The sequence below is a fragment of the Nostoc sp. WHI genome (genome assembly GCF_015714725.1).
Classification (GTDB): Bacteria; Cyanobacteriota; Cyanobacteriia; order Cyanobacteriales; family Nostocaceae; genus Nostoc.
On the sequence record NZ_WBKM01000335.1, the window covers coordinates 1 to 19,266 of the forward strand.

Below are 19,266 nucleotides of genomic sequence, written 5' to 3' on the forward strand. Positions count from 1 at the left end.
CCACTCCCCACTCCCCACTCCCCAAGTTTTAGCAATTCGGGCAGATATGGATGCTTTGCCAATCCAAGAACTCAACGAAGTGCCGTACAAATCGCAGCATGATGGAGTGATGCACGCTTGTGGACATGATGGACATACTGCGATCGCTTTAGGTACAGCTTACTATCTCCAGCAGCATCGCCAAGATTTCTCCGGTACGGTGAAAATTATCTTTCAACCTGCGGAAGAATCACCAGGAGGCGCAAAGCCGATGATTGAAGCTGGGGTACTAAAAAATCCCGATGTTGACGCAATTATTGGTTTACACCTGTGGAATAATTTGCCCTTGGGGACTGTAGGTGTTCGTGCTGGGGCGTTGATGGCAGCTGTAGAGTGCTTTGACTGCACAATTTTGGGTAAAGGGGGACACGGCGCACTACCCCATCAAACTATTGATTCGGTTGTCGTTGCTGCTCAAATTGTGAATGCTTTGCAAACCATTGTTGCTCGGAATGTTAACCCTATTGATTCAGCAGTGGTTACAGTGGGTGAACTTCATGCTGGAACCAAGCGGAACGTAATTGCTGATACAGCTAGAATGAGTGCCACTGTGAGGTATTTTAATCCTAGTTTTAAAGGCTTTTTTAATCAGCGCGTCGAGCAGATTATTGCCGGAGTTTGTCAGAGTCATGGTGCGAGTTATGACTTAGAATATTGGTCACTTTATCCGCCAGTAATTAATGATGTGAAGATGGCGGAATTAGTACGGTCTGTAGCAGAAGAAGTAATAGAAACTCCGATGGGTATTGTGCCAGAATGCCAAACTATGGCTGCTGAAGATATGTCATTCTTCTTGCAAGAAGTTCCTGGTTGCTATTTCTTTCTAGGTTCTGCGAATCCTGAGAAAGATTTGGCTTATCCTCATCATCATCCCCGATTTGATTTTGATGAGACGGCGTTGGGAATGGGTGTGGAGATATTTGTTAAATGCGTGGAGAAGTTTTTTAGTTGAGTGTATGTAAGGTGACTATAAATGCAGATTTATCATAGGGATAAAATAATTTATGCCCTACTGCATATTACATATACCGCATTCTAAAATATAGGAAAGCTATAACTCACAGCTTATGAAATTTTTTCTTCTATTCCCAGTACAATTCTTGTGTAACAAAAACAATTTTATTTTAAGTTTTTAGTATTGATAAAACCTTTATATATTAGAGAGTCACAGTTTGTTAGTTTTGATGAAAGAGAAGATATAATATCCCACCAGTCATCTTTTTTATTCTCAAATTTATTCTCAAAACTCTCCCATAACCATACCAAAAGACATCCAGGAAGATGACCTTCAGGAGAGTTAGTACTGAATGTTAGTTGATTAGTTAATAACCAGCTTTTATTATACCATCCAACATACTTACAAAAGTTAATATAAGTTCTTTGATTGGCATAATGCGTACCTTTTACTACTTGCCAGATGCGTTTTTGTACGCTAAAACCAAAATGTCCATCACTATATTTTACCCATAGTTGGTCGATAGTGCCTAAGTCGGTGCAGGGAAAGTTTTGAATGGATTCATTATTAAGCCAGCCTTGCTGTTCTCTTTTAGCTACTTTCAGCATAACTCTAGTAGTCTCCTCATCTGCTGCTTTCCATAGCTGCGCTTTGAGTAAATTCTCTAGGTTTTGGTAATCTACTCCCACATCAGAAGCTAATATCAATTCTGTGAGATTAGTTTGCGAGGAAGAAAGTAAATTTAACCATTCTTCCATTGTCTGGGGTCGATCTTTTGCCTCTAATGCCATTCCTTGCAGAATCGCTTGATTTACCCCATAGCTAAGACTGGAGACAAGTTGTTTTGGTGGTACTAATTTCTCTTGTTCATACTTGCGGTCAAAGGAATTGGTCGGGCGTTGTCCAGTGATGGCATAGTATAAAGATCCAGCCAAGCAGTAGATATCAACTGTTGGGTGACGAATCCCTTTGCGTGTTAACTCATAAGGTGCAAATGCTTTGTTACCAAAAGACCTAGACAGGGTACTTGGTGGAGACATATCGCCAGCAATACCGAAGTCTATCAACACCGCTTTGCCAAAGTTAGGAACCTTTGGATCAAAGTTGAGCATAATATTGGGAGGGGTGACATCAAGATGAAAGACTCCTTTTTTATGTACCTCTATCAAGGCTAAACCCATTTAATGGATATATTTTATAGCTTCAGTTTCGGCTAATTTCCCTTGGCGTTGCACGTATTCCCATAAACTCTGGCCTTCTATGTATTGCATTTCTAAGCAGTAGCGATCATCTTCTTCAAAAAAGTCGAATACTTGCACAATATGAGGATGTGATTCTGTACAACACATTGCTAGCATCTTTGCTTCTTTTTTGAAGCGTTCAACATACTTGGGATAGTCTGGATCTCGTTGGACGCTGATGTTGGGGGTTTTGATGACGACTCGGCGGTTTAGCTCGATATGCATCGCTTGGTAGGTAACTGCAAAACCACCACCACCCAAGTATTTTTCTATTTTGTATTTGCCGTTGTATATTAGCTGTCCGTCTTGCCAGAACATACGCCCAGATTTATTAATAGCTAATGTTGATTGTGACACGCTTTTTGTGAGTTCTCGTGGTTGGCGTTGCTGAATAAGCTCACGCAGAGGCGCAGAGAGGAAGGGTGAGGTCTTGTGGCTACTGCTGAACTACCGTTCGGATAAGATCCCCCCGCCTGTGGCGACCCCCTTAAAAAGGGGGTAAAAGAGATATGAGCAAGCCTTTTTAAGGGGGGTTGGGGGGATCTTCAAGGAATAAACACGTTAACCGAACTGTATTGCTGCTGAACTAACTATTGGAGTCGCAAAAGCAACTAATGCGACTTTAAAACTAACTATTGGAGTCGTAAAAGCAACTAATGCGACTTCAAAACTAACTATTGGAGTCGCCAAAGCAACTAATGCAACTTTAAAACTAACTATTGGAGTCGTAAAAGCAACTAATGCGACTTCAAAACTAACTATTGGAGTTGCAAAAGCAACAAATGCAACTTTAAAACTAACTATTGGAGTCGCAAAAGCAACTAATGCGACTTTAAAACTAACTTTTGTGTAGACGTGGCCTACTACCTATTTTGTGGTTGAGTGGAAGACGATGGGGTTTGTTGTGTCGGGGGTGTTGATTTGTCTATAAACCAATCTTTGAATAAGTCTGTGCCGTCTTTGACTCCTGATATCAAGGCTGCGAATAATGCTAATACACCCATAATCTCTAATATCCACGCCCACAAGGGTTGTGTCCAAGGAAGTTTAGGAAGAAAAATACCTGCTGTTTTGAAACCCAATTCTTTTAACCAGTCTTCCACTGTTTCGGGACGCTTGTCGGGTTGTAGTTCCATTGCGTGGATAATGGCATCATTGACGCGATCGCTAATCTGATCATTCAATTCTTTAGGTGGAATTAAACGCTTATTATTATCTTGGCGCTCAATAGCACTTTCTGGCTGCTTTCCTGTTAATAAAAAATATAAAGTTGCCGCAAGAGAATAAATATCAGTCCAAGGTTTACGCCGCGCCTGTTGTCTAGGAGAGTTGGAATACAGTTCAATTGGTGTAAATTTATCAACCAAGTTACCGCGACTTGACACTGGGTTATCAACAAATCTTCGTGCTAAGTCGAAGTTTATCAAAACAACCTGATGCGTACCCGCCCGCAAAATGATATTTTCTGGTTTCACATTTCGATGTAAAAATCCTTGTTCATGCACTACGATGAGTGCTTTTCCAATTTGTTGGATGTAATCTAAAGCCTCTTTTTCAGGGAGAAATCCTCGCGGTTCGACAATCTTGGCTAAATTATCTCCTAGAATATGCTCCATGACCATGCATTTTAAATCACCTTCCTCGAAGGTATCAATGACTTGGACAATATTCGGGTGTTTACATATTGCTAGTTTACGGGATTCATCTGCAAAACCTGATTTTAAGCGATCGCGGTCTTCGTTACTTAATTGATTCAGCAAATTGGAATTCAATGTTTTAATCACAACTTTCCTGTCATCCCGATCCTCAGCAAGATAAGTAATAGCAAAGTTCTCCTGTCTTAAATCTTGTTTAATTTCATACCGATCGCGGTGTAACTTTTGTCCAGATGCCCAAGTCATTGGTTGATTATCTCAGAGACTTGTGTTAATTTTTGCATACAGCAATTTTCGTTTGGATGCAATAGATATAAAATTTTTCTATTTTGATTGATAACTGTACTGAACGCATTGGTCGATTGTAAAATCTTAAATTTTAACCACATCCAATCAAATTGCAAATCGCTAAGAGCAAATCCTCTGGTGCTATGGGTTTAACGATATGCTGTTGAAACCCGGCTTTTAGTGCTTGCTGCTGATCAATTTCCCCTGCATAAGCAGTCAAAGCGATCGCTGGAAGTTGTTTTCCCCCTACTTCTGCTTCCAGAGCGCGCACCTGTTGTATTAGCATGTAGCCGTTGATTTCTGGCATTCCAATATCGCTGAGTAAAATATCTGGCTTTGACTGTGTTAGCGCTTGTAATGCTTCATCTGCTGATGCTACTGCGGTGACGATCGCTCCGAAATGTTCCAGCACAAAACTAAAAAAGTCGAGGGTGTCAGGATTGTCATCCACAATCAAGATTTGTATCCCCATCAACGGAGAGGAGACAGGAAGGGCAGTTGAGGGATCAGCATTCGGGTTATCCTCGATAATTGCACCGTCCTTAATTAGCGGTAATCTAACTGTAAAGATAGCTCCTTGATCCTCGCCAAGACTTTCGGCCCAAACCGTTCCACCGTGCATCTCAATCAAGTGACGAGCGATCGCTAGACCTAATCCTAGCCCACCAAACTTTCTAGTTGTTGTACTGTCACTCTGACGGAAATAATCAAATACATGAGGTATAAAGTCGGGGTGAATGCCCTTACCTGTGTCGCTCACTGTAACTTGTGCCTGAGCGTCGATGCACTCCAATCGCACATTTACTTTTCCTTCTGTTGCTGTGAACTTGACAGCATTCGATAACAGGTTCCAAAGGACTTGCTGTAAGCGAGCTGAATCACCCAGAACTTTGCCCACAGTTGGATCAAGCATCATCTCAATTTGAATAGTTTTAGCCTCTGCTGCCAAACGCACTGTCTCCATTGCGGCTTCAATGGTGGATGCTAAATTGACTGGCATCATATTGAGATTGAGTTTGCCTTGGAGGATGCGAGAAACATCCAGCAAGTCTTCAATTAGTTGAGCTTGTAATTTGGCATTGCGCTCAATGGTTTCAAGGGCTTTTTTGAGCGCTGTTTCATCAAATTTACGACTCTGCAATAGTTTTGCCCAACCAAGAATCGGATTTAGGGGCGATCGCAATTCATGGGAAAGGACTGCCAAAAACTCATCTTTTATTCGATTAGCTGACTCTGCTTCGGCACGAGCTAATTTTTCCAGTTGCAAAAGGCGATCGCGTTCTTCTGCGGTTTGTTTGCGATCGGTGATATCAGTTAACATAGCGATCGCCCCTAAGAACTCATTTTGTTCACCAAAAATAGCTCTAGCAGAAATCAGTGTCCAGATGTACGAACCATCTTTGCAGCAGAATCGACTTTCTTTAAGCTCACTTCCTTCTCGCTTTAGCCATTCTAGTTTCTCTTCGGCTGTACCATCAGCCTGATCCATAAAATTAAACATGGAACAACCGAGCATCTCCTCTGCTGTATAGCCCAACATCTGTGACAAACGCTGATTCACAAACTCTGTTCGTGATTGAGAGTCAATCATCCAGATTCCCTCATAAGAGGTATCAACAATTCGGCGATACTTGGCTTCACTCTTCTGTAAGGACTCCTCTGCTTGCTGGCGCTTACGCCGTTCCTTAGCTTCCCGCAATGCCCGTTGTACCGAGGGAACTAACCGCCCTAGTCGTTGCTTCAACACATAATCCGTTGCACCGTTCTTTAAAGCTTCGATCGCCAATTCTTCACCCAGTGCGGCAGAGACAAAGATAAAAGGAACTTCTGGACAATGATTTCGGGCAATTTCCAGAGCAGAAATTCCATCAAAAGATGGCAAGGCATAATCAGCAAGAATTAAATCGAAAGTCTCTATTTTTACAGCAGCCAGGAAATCAGCGCCGGTTTCGACTCGGATCAGTTCGCAATTAATTCCCCCTTCGGTTAACATCGCTTGGGCAAGTTCTGCATCTAAGAGACTGTCTTCCAAAAGCAGGAAACGCAGGACATTCATCAGTGGCTCTCCTCTTGACGATGAGGTGCAGGAGGTAAAGCACCAACGGGAGGCTGATTGATCACTGCCCAAAACAGTCCAACAGTCTTAATAGAATTGACAAACTCATGGTAATCTACTGGCTTAACAACATAGGCATTCACCCCTAACTCATAGCATCGAACTAAGTCTGGCTCTTCACGGGAAGAGGTGAGTACCACGACTGGAATTACTCGCATTACTGGGTCAGATTTGAGTTGTGCCAGTACTTCTAGCCCGTCGATTTTGGGTAGTTTCAAATCGAGCAGCACTACAACAGGATACCCTTCCATTCGCAACCGAAACAACCCCCGGCGATAAAGATAATCTAGGGCTTCTTCTCCATCACGTACCACCACCACTTCGTTGGCGAGATGATTTTCCGACAAAGCAGCTAGGATTAACTCTGCATCGTTGGCGCTGTCTTCAATCAGCAGAATTCGCTTGAGTTCTTTCATTCACCCTCCTTTGTCAGCAACTTAGGCAGCGAGAAATAAAAGGTGGCTCCCCGATCAACTATAGCCTCTGCCCAGACTCGGCCATTATGTCGATGAATAATGCGTTGCACGTTAGCCAATCCAACACCAGTACCTTCAAATTTTGGGTCGCTATGCAGGCGTTGAAATACTCCGAATAGCTTGTGGACATATTGCATATTAAAGCCTACGCCGTTATCTTGGATAAAAAAGACAACTTCGTTTTCATAATTAATACTCCCAACAGTAATTTCTGCTGGGTTTCGAGTCTGGGTATATTTTACGGCATTGCCGATCAAGTTGCGAAGCACGAGCCGCAGCATGGAGGGGTCGCCCTGCACTTCTGGCAATGATTCTATCTGCCAATGGATGATGCGTCCTGAGCTTTCTGTGATCAAATCGCGTTTTACTTCTTGTACCAATTCCTCCATATTGAGGTTGATGTAGCGCATTTCGGTGCGCCCCATGCGAGAAAATGTCAGCAACTCATCGATCAATATTCCTGCCTGTTTTGCTGTTTGGGCGATGATTCCCAAATAACGTTGACTCGTTTCATCTAAGCTGGTTGAGCTATGGAGCTTTTCTAACAATTCTATAAATCCGGCGATGTGACGAAGCGGCGATCGCAAGTCGTGAGAAACTGAATAGGAGAAGGATTCGAGTTCTTTGTTGGTGGCTTCAAGTTGGGCTGTGCGCTCTTGAATCCGTTGCTCTAGAACTTCGTTGAGTTGTTGCAGGGAGTCTTCGGCAACTTTGCGATCGTGAATGTCGCTGGCGATGCCCACCCATTTGATAATCTGTCCGGCTGCATCTCGAAATGGTAAACCCCGGACAATATGCCACCGATAGCTATGATCAGAAACTCGACGGAAGCGAATTTCTATTTCGTAATTTGTAGCATTAGTAACCGCCTGCATCGAAGTTTTAAAAACGCGATCGCGGTCATTAGGGTGAATGATATCAATCCAGCCATAGCCAGCAGTCTGCTCCATTGTCAGCCCACTGTAGTCAAACCAGTATTGATTGCAATAGGTAATACCATCACGGCTATCGCCCATCCAAATCGCCTGTGGCGACACTTCTGTTAAAATTCGGTATCGCTCCTCGCTGTCACGTAGCGCTTTTTCTGCTAGCTTGCGATCGTGGATATCAACACAGGAGCCGATATAGCCGATAAACTCCCCTATTGGTGCGAACCGAGGCACACCAGTATCAAAAAGCCAACGGTATTCGCCATCAAAGCGTCTAAGGCGATATTCCATTGTAAATTTTTGTCGGGCATCAAAGGCATTGATGTATGTATTTAAACAACGCTGAAAATCATCAGGATGAACACCTTCAGCCCAGCCATTGCCCATCTCTTGCTCTAGAGTCCGCCCGGTAAAATCTAGCCAGGGTTTATTAAAGTAGTTACAAAGTGTATCAGTGCCGGACATCCACACCAGTACAGGAGCGGTGTCTGTCATGTAGCGAAAGCGGGCTTCACTTTCACGCAACGCTGCTTCTGCCTGATTGCGTGAGCGTAGCGCAGCTTGTTGTTCGCTGATGTCAGTAATCAACGCTGCATACCCTTCAACAGTTCCTTGATTATTAAACTGAGGAACGTAAATAGCATTAATGTAGCGTGTGCCACCATCTTCATAAGGAATTTGACTTTCAAAAGTAACCTGTTCTCCTGCCAGTACTTTTTCTACATAGGGACGAACTACTTCATAAGCGGTTTCACCCAAAACTTCCCAAAGATACTTTCCATAAACTTCTGCCGCCGAATGCCCAAACCACTCTTGATATGCTCGGTTATTAAAACGGTAGCGCCGTTCTGAATCTACAAAAGAAATCAGAACTGGCAGCGTATCGGTAATCAAGCGAAGTTGTATTTCTTGTTGTCGCAGTGCTTCTTCATTAGACTTTACTAAAATCTCACTTTGGTGTAGTGACTTCAAGCTCGCCTCAGCTTTTTCTTGGGCTGTGCGGCGTGATTCGTTGAGCAAGCTGATTAACCCTGCTGTCAGCATGAACACGACCAGGGGCACTAAAATGTTCAAATCTGTAATTTTCTGTGGATAAAGCGGCTTGAAAAAGTAGTAGTTGACTGCCAAAGTAGACAAAACTGTTGCAACTAATCCCGGAGCCAAGCCACCGTACCAAGCACTCACCATCACCGCAGCAAAAAACAGCGCAGCAGGCGTTGCACTTAGATATGGACTTAGTAGTAGGGTTGTCTGTAGTGCTAAACCAACGGATAGTAAAGCAATACCATAGTGCAGGAGTTGCTTCGTTATCAGTGCTACTTTCTCTCTTTTAGCACCAAAGATGTTTTCGGGTTTAGATGCTCTTACCTTATGACTCATAACCCTACTCTGCTTCGGGGAAATACTGACTCAGTAATCTTTTGCCAGGTTCACCCATCTTCAATAACATTTCTTCTATTAGTTTTAGCGCTATCCGTGAAGGCATTGTATGCCCATTTTCCCAACGGTTAACTGTTTTATAGGAAACTCCTATTTTAGCAGCAAACTGTTTCTGAGAAAGATTGAGTTGCTGCCGAAGATTGCTAACTAAATCTAAACTTCCTAGCCCTTTTGTTACAGACATTTTTTCTTTCTATTCCCATAGTAATGATTAGAATAGGACACTTGTCCTATTCTTTGTCTCCTACTTAGGGAATATTTTCTTCTAGGGAGTGTGTGAAAAGTAGATACTGGTAACGTTTGCAGTCAATGCTTATGGAGTTTACTGTAATATAACCTTTCATTAAGTCAATACCTTTGCCAAAATAAGAGCCTAGAAAAATTTTGGCAAAACTGGCAAAATTACCCATACATAAGCGTTTTGCTTAAAAGGTAGTTTGTTCCTCGTTCCCAGGCTCCGCCTGGGAATGCATTCATTGAGTCTCTGGCTCAATGTCTGGAGGCAGAGCCTCTAATCAGCCATTCCCATGCTCTGCATGGGAACGAGAATAATAGGACTTTTAAAATATCCCCTAAAGAAACGCTCAAAAAAGAAGATAAGTATAAAACTAAAATAGATTTAGCGTCAGAAATTATTACAAAATTAATTGATAGAAGACTTTAATATTTAACTGTTACTGGCTGATAGTTTATATGGTGAAAGTAGCGAATTTCAAACTATGGCAATTTTAGTAAGATACTTCAATTTTGCTGATTTACTGTGATTAAAATATAAAAACGAGCACCATACCAGATTTTTATTAGATAAGCAACTGGATTTAAATTGTAACAGTAAACACTCATTTACTAAAGTTTTTATGGGATGCTACTATCTTATAAAGATAATACACTAATTCGACTGATTTACCGTAAATTATGGTAAAATCTAAATTTAGTTGACTGATCATCATGACTTGTTCTAAAAATACTGTCAATTAAACAGCTTAGTATTTCATCCGAAAAAAGAGGTAAAATTTAATGTTGAAATTTTTATTTCAGCGCGTAATAATCTATGGGCAAAAATGGGTTATTTTCAAATTTGCCAATCAAAGACGATTATTATCTATTGTCTCGATAAAATTTATTGGGGCATTCATTACTGGTTTATGTGTCAGCTTGCTATTTGCTGCTTGTACAGTAAATAATCCAACTAATACTACTGCTGTATCTGCCAATAATTCCACTCAAACGAAAGCATCAGTAGTCAGAATAGGCTATCAAAAATCAGCAATTCTCCTGAAAAGTAAAGGGCTTTTAGAAAAGCGATTACAACCTGAAGGTGTATCTGTTGAATGGATTGAATTTCCGGCTGGGCCACAGCTTTTAGAAGCCATGAATGTTGGCAGTATTGACTTAGGACATACTGGAGAATCGCCACCAATTTTTGCCCAAGCAGGAGGTACTGCAATTACATATATCGCCGGAATTGCTCCAAGTCCTGCTAGTTCAGCAATTCTTGTTTCCAAAAATTCTGCCATCAAAACAGTCAACGATCTCAAAGGGAAAAAGATTGCTTTCCAAAAAGGTTCTAGCGCCCATTATATGCTAGTGCAAATTTTAGAAAAATATGGTTTGAAATATAGTGATATTCAACCTATATATTTACCACCAGCCGATGCTCGTGCTGCCTTTGTCAGAGGTAGTATTGATGGTTGGTCAATTTGGGACCCATTTTACGCAGCAGCCGAGAAAGGTACTGATGCCCGTGTATTAATTGATGGCACAGGAATTAATAAACAAGGAGGATATTACCTTGCCAGCCAAAAATTTGCTAACCAGCAGCCAGAAATTATTAAGACATTACTAGAAGAAATTCAAAATTTTGAACAATGGGCTGATCAACATCGAGATGAAGTAGCTGCAAGTCTCTCCCCCGTTTTAGGCATTGATTTGGAAACGATGCAAAAAAGTACTAATAGAAGAAAGTTTGGCATTACACCAATTTCTCAAGAATTAATTACTCTTCAGCAGCAAGTTGCTGATAAATTCTATGAACTGAAATTGATTCCCAAAGCAATTAACGTCAAAGAAGCGATGCTTACACCTGAGCAATATGCAGCTTTTTCACCCAAAACTAAATAATTCGTAATTTATAATTAGTAGTTCGTAATTATGACCAATCGTACTGAGTTGCTCAATCGTCGTTATGGTGCAGATGCATTTAATGCAGATATTCCTTGGAATGAGACAATATCTAATTTGCTGTCCCATCGTTCAATCCGCGCTTACTTGAGCGATCGCCTACCATCAAATACTCTAGAAACTTTGGTAGCAGCAGCCCAATCTGCATCAACTTCCTCAAATCTCCAGACGTGGAGTGTAGTTGCAGTAGAAGATGCACAACGTAAAGAGAAGTTATCGCAGTTGGCGAATAACCAAGCGCATATTCGCCAGTGTCCTTTATTTCTAGTGTGGTTAGCAGATTTGGCGAGACTAACATACGTCGCTGACAGTCAAGGATTATCCCATGAAGGTTTAGATTATCTCGAAATGTTTCTGACGGCGGCTATAGATGCAACATTGGCGGCACAAAATGCTGTTGTCGCAGCAGAATCTTTGGGTTTGGGAACAGTTTATATTGGCGCGTTGCGTAACCGTCCAGACGCAGTGGCAGAAATTTTAAATTTACCGCCTCATGTCTTTGCAGTTTTTGGGTTGTGTGTTGGTTACGCAGATTCATCCGTAAACGTGGAAGTTAAACCGCGTTTACCCCAAGCAGCCGTATTGCATCGGGAGACTTATCAATTGGAGAAACAAGACAAAGAAATTGCTGTTTATAACCAAATTATGAAAACATTCTACAATTCCCAACAGATGAATGTTACTGGTGATTGGTCAGAACACTCAGCTAAACGAGTAGCGTTTGCTGAATCTTTATCGGGACGCGATCGCCTGCGGGAAGCTTTGAAAAATTTGGGTTTTGAGTTGCGTTAGAAAAGTGCTGAGTGAAATTTTAAACCCTCCAGGGGCGTGGAGGTTTCATTAAGGTTTAGGCTGTTTGCAGTTGAAGGTTTTTTTGGAATAGTTCTAAGACTTGTTGCCAAGCATCGGCCGCAGCTTCGGGATTGTAGCTGGCGCGATGGTTGCAGAAAAACCCATGCCCTGCGCCCTCATAGCGGAAGATTTTATGAGTGATTTGATGTTTCTTTAATTCGGCTTCAATTTGCTCTGTGTGTTCTAGCGGGATGCCTTGATCTTCAGTGCCAAAGAAGGCGTAAATGGGGGCTTTAATTTTGGAAGTATGGGTAATAGTGGGTTCACCACCACCGGGTGTAGAGCTGGTAATTCCGCCACCGTAGAAGGATGCTGTAACTTTAATGTCTGGCAGAGTGGCTGCTAAGTAGACAACGTGACCACCAAAGCAGAAACCAATGGAGCCGATCGCATCTTTTTGGACATTTGGCAGAGTTCTCAAATAAGTGATCGCCGCTTGAATATCGCTCACTATTTCCTTTGCTGTGGTCTGCTCTTTATAGGTTCTACCACGCTGGATATCTTCTTGGGTATATTTAGCCTCGAAACCAGGAGCAGTGCGCTGATAAAGTGCAGGGGCGATCGCTACATATCCCTCCTTAGCTAACTTCTCAGCAACTTCCCGAATATGAATATTTACCCCAAAGATTTCCTGAATCACAATCACGGCGGGGAATTTTCCCTCTTTTATAGGTTCAGCTAGGTAAGCATCAATTTGCAAATCACCGTTTGGGACTTTAACTTGAGTTGTACGAATTTCTGTGCTTGTCATTTTGTTGATGGTGGATTGTTTTTGATATCTATCAAATACTACGGTAAATCAATCGAATTGTAGTATTTTATAAAAGCATCATTTCACAACCAAGCACGAAAAACAAGTACTGTTACCAATATCCCAAACAGGGATGAGGGCAATTCTGATAGTATTACGGGTAAAATACGATAAGTTTATTGGCTTAGTGTACTAAATATGACAAACTCTAAAAAGATTAGCGATGATCTAAGTGCAGCTGGACAACTGACCCCAGAGCAATTACAACAAGCAGCAGCTGAGGGGTTCAAATCGGTGATCAATTTGCGATCGCCTGATGAGCAGGGTTTTTTGAGTGATGAACAGCAGCAAGCAGAAGCGGCTGGACTGCAATATACCAATATCCCCTTAAAACCTACAGAACCAAATCAAGAGTTAACCAAAGCAGCACTTGAGGAAATTGCCGATTTACCCAAGCCAATATTAATTCACTGTGCTGGTGGTGCTAGAGCATCGGGAATTGCTTTGATTGCTAATGCGATTCATGAAAGTCTAACTTATGAGCAAATCACGCAAAAAGCCGCCGATTTAGGAATTAGTTTAGATCAGCCACACCTGAAGCAATTTTTGCTGGAGAGGCAATAAAAATGTGGCTCACAGCAATCGATCATATTCAGGTAACATCGCCACCTGAAGTAGAAAACGCGATGCTGTTTTTTTACAGCCAAATTTTGGGACTCACTGAAATTACTAAACCAGTGGCTCTCCAAGCCAATGGAGGCGCATGGTATGTGCTGGCGGATATTCAAATCCACGTAGGTATAGAAAAGCAGGCTAATAATGAAGTATCTAGACGGCATATATGTTTTCGAGTCCACAACTTAGAAGCTTTTGCCAAACATCTGCAACTTCATGGGGTAGAAATTAGTAGCGATCGCATAACCGCCCAGCATAGCGATCGCTTTTTTATCCGCGATCCTGGGGGAAATCGCATAGAAATAGCGGAATTTACCCAACACAAAACAGACTCTTGACTTTCTCATAGAATATGCGAAGCTAATATTTAGATAAACTAAATATTTAAAGTACATTAAACTCGTGACCAAACTTACGGGAAATACTGATTTGTCAGAATCACCTGCTAGTAGCCCTACAGCAGTGATTTTAGAAACACAAGGACTGACGCGTTACTTCGGTAAAGCAGTTGCTGTAAATAATTTGAGTATTACAGTACAACAAGGCGAGGTATTTGGCTTACTCGGCCCCAATGGCGCAGGTAAAAGCACGGCAATTAAGATGTTGACGACTCTATTGCCCCTGAGTGCAGGGAGAGCAACTATAGCTGGCTATGATGTAACTCATGAGGCTGCTGCTGTCAGACGACTCTTTGGCTATGTACCCCAAGCTCTTTCTGCTGATGGTAGTCTTACAGGCTACGAAAATCTTTTAATCTTTGCCAAGCTCTACGATATTCCTGTTAAGCATAGGCAAAGGCGGATTAGGGAAGTTCTAGATTTTATGGATTTGCAAGCAGTAGCCCATCGTTTAGTACGTAATTACTCTGGTGGGATGATTCGCAAGCTAGAAATTGGCCAATCAATCATGCACCAACCCAAGATTTTATTTCTTGATGAACCGACTGTAGGGCTAGATCCTATTGCCAGGACTCAAGTATGGCAGCTGGTGCAACAACTCCGTGCAGATTACGGCACAACCATATTTTTAACTACTCACTTTTTAGAAGAAGCCGATAGCCTGTGTAACCGAGTGACGATTATGCAGCAAGGTGAAGTTGTGATTACTGGCACACCCACTGATTTAAAAGCTTCTTTGGGTAAGGCGAATGCAACCTTAGATGATGTCTTTATTCATTACACAGGCGATCAATTAACATCAGGAGTCAACTACCGTGATACAGTCACAACCAGACGTACAGCTCAACGGTTGGGTTAAGCCAAAACCTCCCCGCCTTGGCAATGTGATTTCTACAATTGCTCAGATATTCACAAAAACCCTCGTGATTGCTGAGATGGAAGTACGGAAACTCCGGCACGATCCTACTGATTTAATGATCCGAGCCGTGCAACCATCACTGTGGCTGTTGATTTTCGGGCAAGTTTTCACCAGGATTCGGGCAATTCCTACAGGTGACTTACCTTATTTGGACTTCATGACTCCGGGTATTTTAGCGCAGAGCGTGTTATTCGTTGCCATTTTTACAGGCGGGATGACGCTGATCTGGGAGCGAGACTTGGGAGTTGTGCATAAATTCTTGGCTAGTCCGACACCAAGAGTGGCGATGGCGTTAGGAAAATCCCTAGCCTGTGGAGTGCGTTGTTTATCACAGGTATTTGTGATTTATGGATTGGCACTACTGTTAGGTGTCAAACTCAATCTTCATCCTTTAGCTTTTTTGCAAGTGCTATTAATCGTCATGCTGGGAGCAGGTTGTTTCTGCACATTTTCCTTAATTATTGGCACTCTAGTGAAAAGCAGAGAACGGATGACAGGAATTGGGCAGTTGTTAACTATGCCGTTGTTTTTTGCTAGTAATGCTATTTATCCCATTTCCATGATGCCCGACTGGTTAAAGTTTTTGTCTGCTGTTAATCCCTTAACTTACGAAGTGGATGCGTTACGCGGCACGATGCTAGCAAATGGAACTAGTATCTATGGGTTTGGTTGGGACTGTACAATTCTTTTGTTAACATTAACAGGCTTGACCTTAATCTGTGGACGACTTTATCCACGGGTAGCAATGTAATTAGGAGTCGAATAGTTCATGACACTCGGTAAACCCTCCCCAGGCAAAACTTCTGAAGAATGTGCTGCCAGAGTAATGGATACAATTCCGTTATTAATGCGGTTTATCCGGGCGGATATGCGAGCTAATAGTGCCGCTTCTTTATCTATACCGCAGTTGCGATCGCTAGCATTTCTCAACCGCAGTCCAAATGCTTCACTATCTGATTTGGCAGAACATTTAGGTGTCACCTGTGCGACAGCATCAGCCACAACAGAACGGCTAGTACAACGCGACTTAGTGCAACGCATTGATGATCCGCAAGAAAGGCGGCGAGTTCTCCTGAATCTGACCCAAGAGGGAAAGGATCAATTAAAGCAATCCCAAGACCAAACTCGCACACATATTGCTGACCTTTTGGAAGGTCTGACACCAGAGCAAGTTTCCCATATTGAAGAAGGGTTGGCTTTACTGAAAAATGTCTTCGAGCAAACAGAAATTAAACGAGAGCAGCGCTAAGTCTGCACAACACGATCCTTTTGCAGCGCTTAGGTTTCGAGATTATCGCCTATTTACTATTGGGCGTGTACTCTTATTTATCGGGTCACAAATGCAAACTGTGGCCATTGGTTGGGAACTCTACGAGCGCACAAATTCAGCTTTGGCGTTAGGTGGTGTCGGGTTAGCCCAAGTCATACCGATGATTGCCCTCACCTTGATTACTGGACATATAGCGGATCACCGCAATCGCAAAGTGACAATGTTGCTGTCAGTTTTGCTGTTAGTTTTATGTTCCCTAGCTTTGGCGGTACTTTCCTGGACTCAAGGAGCAGTTATATTAATGTACGCCTGCTTGGTATTCACAGGTATTGCCAGGGCGTTTTTGAAACCTGCAAGTGATGCTTTGATGTGGCAATTGATACCTGTTAGTGCCTTTACGAATGCAGCCACATGGAATAGTAGTAGCTTTCAGTTAGCGTCAGTTATTGGCCCAGCCTTGGGAGGATTTGGTATAGCCTTGTTGGGAGGTGCTACGGGAGTATACGTACTGGCGGCGATCGCTGGTTTGCTGTGTTTTGTCTTAACGGTGGCAATATCAAAACAAGAAACCATTCGTTCTACTGAACCAATTTCACTCAAAGCACTTTCAGCCGGGGCTAAGTTTGTCTGGGAAAATCAATTGATTTTAGCAGCCATTACCTTGGATATGTTTGCAGTTTTGTTAGGAGGTGCGATCGCCTTACTACCCATCTTCGCCAGGGATATTTTGCAGGTAGGGCCATTAGAGTTAGGCTACCTACAAGCAGCCCCCTCCATTGGGGCTTTATTTATGGCAGTTGTACTGGCATATCTACCACCCTTACGCAAGGCTGGGCCAGCATTACTCTGGTCAGTAGTTGGCTTTGGTGTTGTGACAATTATCTTTGGGCTTTCTCGTTGGTTTTGGCTGTCATTATTGATGCTGGTGCTAAGTGGCGCACTAGACACGATTAGCGTTGTAATTCGCCATACTTTAGTGCAAATTAGAACTCCAGATAATTTACGCGGTCGGGTTGCGGCAATCAATAGTGTATTTATTAGTGCCTCTAACGAGTTAGGCGGCTTTGAATCAGGCTTGACGGCTGCTTTATTTGGCCCAGTCATCTCTGTAGTTGGTGGTGGAATTGGTACGATTGCAGTCGTAATTGCTGTAGCTGCCATCTGGCCGGGTATTGCCAAGTTAGGAGCATTACAAGAGTTTGAAAAAAAAGAGTAACTGTTTTAGGACTTACGCAAAACTACACGCGGTAGGGGCAATTCATGTAGACGCAAAGCGGCTTCCCGCAGGGTATTGCCCCTACTGGAAAATCAGAGTTTTGGCTATTGTTTGCGTAAGTCCTATGTTAGTTAAGAACATAGGACTTACGCAACTGGCACAGCGCGATCGCAATTTATTTGATATCAGCTAAAATGTGTCTTAATTTGCTTCAAAACTTTTGGTCTGTCGCCGCTCAACTGTGTCGTTAAACCGCCAAATCTTAGTAGTTCAATAGTAAACCATAACAAAATTTGTGAGAGCATGATTTCTGTGTAATCAGTTTTCTTATTTTCATGCCGACAAACGACTCTGAATTGCAAATCTGAGCTTCGGAGAATTCTGGATGCGATCGCCTTCACACCCTTTGAGCAATACCAGCCTTTGAGCCGCGAATTTGCTAACATTCCTGCTCGTCCTGGTATCTATGCAATCAGACACAAAACTGATGGGTTGCTTTACATCGGTAAAACTAAGAGTTTGCGGGGTCGCTTCAGTGGTGGACACAAGGCTTTTTTGTGGGCGTGGCTTGACAAATATAGCGATGAAGACGTTCGTATTGCGATGCAGTCAATCTCTTACTGGGAAAACCCTGCGCTACTATTGGAGTTAGAAGCAATTATTCTAAGAGCTACCGAACCTCCTTACAACGTCCAAATTCCATCCGAGAGGTGAACCTATGCAAGCTAAACTTCAAGAGCAACTTACGAGTGCTGATGCTGAAGTCATCTTAGGGCGTTTACCTGAGCGAATTCGAGAAGCTCTGATTGCTCGTGCTACCGAAATTGAGTATCCAGTCGAAGCGGTAATTGAAATGGCGTTCACGTAGTGTCTCTGAAAGAGAATCGCTAGTTTCCTTGATACAGAGGCGTTGGGTTTTGCAGATTGCAAACCAGGAAGAGGACAATAAAAATTAGAAGTATGACTACAGTGAGAGAAGACCGCAGTGCCTCCCCTTTATAAGGCTACGGTGTACACACAAGTCGAAAAAAGCTCGATTTCCCATTGTTCTCTCGTCTCTCGTTCCCATGCTCTGCATGGGAATGGCTTATTAGAGGCTCCGCCTCCAGTTAGACATTGAGCCAGAGACTCAATGAATGCATTCCCAGGCTCCGCCTGGGAATGAGGAAAGCCTTATCAAGCTAGGTTTTTAGGACTTGTGTGTACACCGTAGCCTTTATAAGGGGAGGCAACTAAATAGTGTTTGACTGAGTTATTGCATCAAAATTTGACGGCTTAAAATACTCATGACTTCATCTGGATTACCTGTTGGTAGTAGGACACTCCAATCACTAACGTTGGCATAGCCGAGAACTTGCAACAAGTGAATTGTGCTGGTAACGGCTTTTGGTGAACCAATCAATAAATGTTTAATCGGTTCCCTTTTTGGCGATGGCTTTTGGTCAGATTGATTCAGAGAGGGTGCGTTGTTGCCTTGGGTAGGTAAATACTGCTTTTGTTGTGATTTGGCAAACTTTTTTTCTTGTGCAATGATCATACTTGACTCCAATTGTAGGGGTTAAATGAAAGGCGATCGCCCTCGGCCAAGAGTCCGCGATCGCCTTTCTTATTTTAAGATATAGTATAATTTTATACCTGTCAATAGGTTTTTGAGTATTTTTACATAGAATTAGGCATAAGGAATCGCTTTTGTGTTTAATAAAAGCAAGTTTGCTAAGTTCCTATATTGAATTCGGGCAGTCGTTTATTGAATTCGGGCAGTCGTTTATTAAATTCGGGCAGTCGTTTATTGAATTCGGGCAGTCGTTTATTGAATTCGGGCAGTCGTTTATTGAATTCGGGCAGTCGTTTATTGAATTCGGGCA

Annotated in this window: 19 protein-coding genes and 2 pseudogenes; 11 read left to right on the top strand and 10 right to left on the bottom strand. The window is 42.5% G+C overall.

Going from position 1 to position 19,266, the window contains the following annotated elements:
• A partial coding sequence (locus tag F8S12_RS34195) for an amidohydrolase (RefSeq protein WP_196520701.1) occupies positions 1–991 on the top strand: 991 nt, incomplete at its 5' end.
• Positions 992–1,158: 167 nt separating this feature from the next.
• On the opposite strand, the gene F8S12_RS41280 is transcribed toward F8S12_RS34195, so the two are convergent.
• The 7 genes and pseudogenes from F8S12_RS41280 to F8S12_RS34230 all read right to left on the bottom strand — a co-directional run bounded on the left by F8S12_RS41280 (position 1,159) and on the right by F8S12_RS34230 (position 9,323).
• A complete protein-coding gene (locus tag F8S12_RS41280; protein ID WP_331001480.1) occupies positions 1,159–1,785 on the bottom strand; it encodes a GUN4 domain-containing protein in 627 nt (208 codons plus the stop codon).
• Positions 1,786–1,863: 78 nt separating this feature from the next.
• Positions 1,864–2,553 (bottom strand): annotated as a pseudogene (locus F8S12_RS41285) (serine/threonine protein kinase); the annotation flags it as partial.
• A 545-nt stretch (positions 2,554–3,098) separates the two neighbouring features.
• Complete coding sequence (locus F8S12_RS34210) at positions 3,099–4,136, bottom strand: serine/threonine protein kinase (RefSeq protein WP_196520704.1); 1,038 nt, start codon at positions 4,134–4,136, stop codon at positions 3,099–3,101.
• A 133-nt stretch (positions 4,137–4,269) separates the two neighbouring features.
• Complete coding sequence (locus F8S12_RS34215; RefSeq protein ID WP_196520705.1) at positions 4,270–6,234, bottom strand: hybrid sensor histidine kinase/response regulator; 1,965 nt, start codon at positions 6,232–6,234, stop codon at positions 4,270–4,272.
• The gene (locus tag F8S12_RS34220) at positions 6,234–6,710 is read right to left on the bottom strand and encodes a response regulator (RefSeq protein WP_196520706.1); all 477 of its coding nucleotides are present in this window, start codon (positions 6,708–6,710) and stop codon (positions 6,234–6,236) included. Before F8S12_RS34220 ends, F8S12_RS34215 begins: the two co-directional genes overlap by 1 nt.
• Complete coding sequence (locus F8S12_RS34225; RefSeq protein WP_230968466.1) at positions 6,707–9,079, bottom strand: PAS domain S-box protein; 2,373 nt, start codon at positions 9,077–9,079, stop codon at positions 6,707–6,709. The genes F8S12_RS34220 and F8S12_RS34225 overlap by 4 nt, the downstream gene beginning before the upstream one ends.
• 4 nt (positions 9,080–9,083) lie before the next feature.
• A complete protein-coding gene (locus tag F8S12_RS34230) occupies positions 9,084–9,323 on the bottom strand; it encodes a helix-turn-helix domain-containing protein (RefSeq protein ID WP_196520707.1) in 240 nt (79 codons plus the stop codon).
• Positions 9,324–10,156: 833 nt separating this feature from the next.
• Here F8S12_RS34230 and F8S12_RS34235 point away from each other — a divergent pair.
• Together F8S12_RS34235 and F8S12_RS34240 are read left to right on the top strand one after the other, a co-directional pair.
• On the top strand, positions 10,157–11,260 hold the full coding sequence (locus F8S12_RS34235; RefSeq protein WP_196520708.1) for a sulfonate ABC transporter substrate-binding protein: 1,104 nt from the start codon (positions 10,157–10,159) through the stop codon (positions 11,258–11,260).
• 30 nt (positions 11,261–11,290) lie between these two features.
• Positions 11,291–12,112: an NADPH-dependent oxidoreductase gene (locus F8S12_RS34240; RefSeq protein ID WP_196520709.1), complete on the top strand. Its 822-nt coding sequence runs from the start codon at positions 11,291–11,293 to the stop codon at positions 12,110–12,112.
• Positions 12,113–12,167: 55 nt separating this feature from the next.
• Here the strand turns inward: F8S12_RS34240 and F8S12_RS34245 are convergent, their stop codons facing one another.
• A complete protein-coding gene (locus F8S12_RS34245) occupies positions 12,168–12,923 on the bottom strand; it encodes a dienelactone hydrolase family protein (RefSeq protein WP_196520710.1) in 756 nt (251 codons plus the stop codon).
• Between the two features lie 198 nt (positions 12,924–13,121).
• On the opposite strand from F8S12_RS34245, the gene F8S12_RS34250 reads away from it, so the two are divergent.
• From F8S12_RS34250 to F8S12_RS34275, 6 genes are all read left to right on the top strand, one after another.
• Positions 13,122–13,547 carry a beta-lactamase hydrolase domain-containing protein gene (locus tag F8S12_RS34250; protein WP_196520711.1) on the top strand — a complete coding sequence of 142 codons (426 nt, stop codon included), beginning with the start codon at positions 13,122–13,124 and terminating at the stop codon, positions 13,545–13,547.
• Positions 13,548–13,549: 2 nt separating this feature from the next.
• Complete coding sequence (locus tag F8S12_RS34255) at positions 13,550–13,936, top strand: VOC family protein (RefSeq protein ID WP_196520712.1); 387 nt, start codon at positions 13,550–13,552, stop codon at positions 13,934–13,936.
• A 64-nt stretch (positions 13,937–14,000) separates the two neighbouring features.
• Positions 14,001–14,855, top strand: a complete 855-nt coding sequence (locus tag F8S12_RS34260) for an ABC transporter ATP-binding protein (RefSeq protein WP_196520713.1) — start codon at positions 14,001–14,003, stop codon at positions 14,853–14,855.
• On the top strand, positions 14,812–15,666 hold the full coding sequence (locus F8S12_RS34265) for an ABC transporter permease (RefSeq protein WP_196520714.1): 855 nt from the start codon (positions 14,812–14,814) through the stop codon (positions 15,664–15,666). The genes F8S12_RS34260 and F8S12_RS34265 overlap by 44 nt, the downstream gene beginning before the upstream one ends.
• 18 nt (positions 15,667–15,684) lie before the next feature.
• Entirely contained in the window at positions 15,685–16,164 is a 480-nt protein-coding gene (locus tag F8S12_RS34270; protein ID WP_196520715.1) for a MarR family winged helix-turn-helix transcriptional regulator, read from the top strand.
• On the top strand, positions 16,124–17,401 hold the full coding sequence (locus F8S12_RS34275; protein WP_196520716.1) for an MFS transporter: 1,278 nt from the start codon (positions 16,124–16,126) through the stop codon (positions 17,399–17,401). The genes F8S12_RS34270 and F8S12_RS34275 overlap by 41 nt, the downstream gene beginning before the upstream one ends.
• Positions 17,402–17,586: 185 nt before the next feature.
• Here F8S12_RS34275 and F8S12_RS34280 read toward each other — a convergent pair whose 3' ends face one another.
• Positions 17,587–17,847 (bottom strand): hypothetical protein, encoded by a 261-nt coding sequence (locus F8S12_RS34280; RefSeq protein WP_196520717.1) that lies wholly within the window; start codon positions 17,845–17,847, stop codon positions 17,587–17,589.
• Between F8S12_RS34280 and F8S12_RS34285 the strand changes: the two genes are divergently transcribed.
• Both F8S12_RS34285 and F8S12_RS42130 read left to right on the top strand, forming a co-directional pair.
• Positions 17,825–18,115 carry a GIY-YIG nuclease family protein gene (locus F8S12_RS34285; RefSeq protein ID WP_230968467.1) on the top strand — a complete coding sequence of 97 codons (291 nt, stop codon included), beginning with the start codon at positions 17,825–17,827 and terminating at the stop codon, positions 18,113–18,115. The genes F8S12_RS34280 and F8S12_RS34285 overlap by 23 nt on opposite strands.
• Before the next feature lie 4 nt (positions 18,116–18,119).
• Positions 18,120–18,350, top strand: a pseudogene (locus tag F8S12_RS42130) (hypothetical protein).
• 303 nt (positions 18,351–18,653) lie between these two features.
• Here the strand turns inward: F8S12_RS42130 and F8S12_RS34295 are convergent.
• Positions 18,654–18,938, bottom strand: a complete 285-nt coding sequence (locus F8S12_RS34295; RefSeq protein ID WP_196520718.1) for a hypothetical protein — start codon at positions 18,936–18,938, stop codon at positions 18,654–18,656.
• Positions 18,939–19,266 lie beyond the last annotated feature (328 nt).

Coding starts and splice junctions, on each gene's coding strand:
- F8S12_RS41280 (WP_331001480.1), bottom strand. CDS start 1,785: ATGGCATTAGAGGCAAAAGATCGACCCCAGACAATGGAAGAATGGTTA.
- F8S12_RS34210 (WP_196520704.1), bottom strand. CDS start 4,136: ATGACTTGGGCATCTGGACAAAAGTTACACCGCGATCGGTATGAAATT.
- F8S12_RS34215 (WP_196520705.1), bottom strand. CDS start 6,234: ATGAATGTCCTGCGTTTCCTGCTTTTGGAAGACAGTCTCTTAGATGCA.
- F8S12_RS34220 (WP_196520706.1), bottom strand. CDS start 6,710: ATGAAAGAACTCAAGCGAATTCTGCTGATTGAAGACAGCGCCAACGAT.
- F8S12_RS34225 (WP_230968466.1), bottom strand. CDS start 9,079: ATGAGTCATAAGGTAAGAGCATCTAAACCCGAAAACATCTTTGGTGCT.
- F8S12_RS34230 (WP_196520707.1), bottom strand. CDS start 9,323: ATGTCTGTAACAAAAGGGCTAGGAAGTTTAGATTTAGTTAGCAATCTT.
- F8S12_RS34235 (WP_196520708.1), top strand. CDS start 10,157: ATGTTGAAATTTTTATTTCAGCGCGTAATAATCTATGGGCAAAAATGG.
- F8S12_RS34240 (WP_196520709.1), top strand. CDS start 11,291: ATGACCAATCGTACTGAGTTGCTCAATCGTCGTTATGGTGCAGATGCA.
- F8S12_RS34245 (WP_196520710.1), bottom strand. CDS start 12,923: ATGACAAGCACAGAAATTCGTACAACTCAAGTTAAAGTCCCAAACGGT.
- F8S12_RS34250 (WP_196520711.1), top strand. CDS start 13,122: ATGACAAACTCTAAAAAGATTAGCGATGATCTAAGTGCAGCTGGACAA.
- F8S12_RS34255 (WP_196520712.1), top strand. CDS start 13,550: ATGTGGCTCACAGCAATCGATCATATTCAGGTAACATCGCCACCTGAA.
- F8S12_RS34270 (WP_196520715.1), top strand. CDS start 15,685: ATGACACTCGGTAAACCCTCCCCAGGCAAAACTTCTGAAGAATGTGCT.
- F8S12_RS34275 (WP_196520716.1), top strand. CDS start 16,124: ATGTCTTCGAGCAAACAGAAATTAAACGAGAGCAGCGCTAAGTCTGCA.
- F8S12_RS34280 (WP_196520717.1), bottom strand. CDS start 17,847: ATGTTAGCAAATTCGCGGCTCAAAGGCTGGTATTGCTCAAAGGGTGTG.
- F8S12_RS34295 (WP_196520718.1), bottom strand. CDS start 18,938: ATGATCATTGCACAAGAAAAAAAGTTTGCCAAATCACAACAAAAGCAG.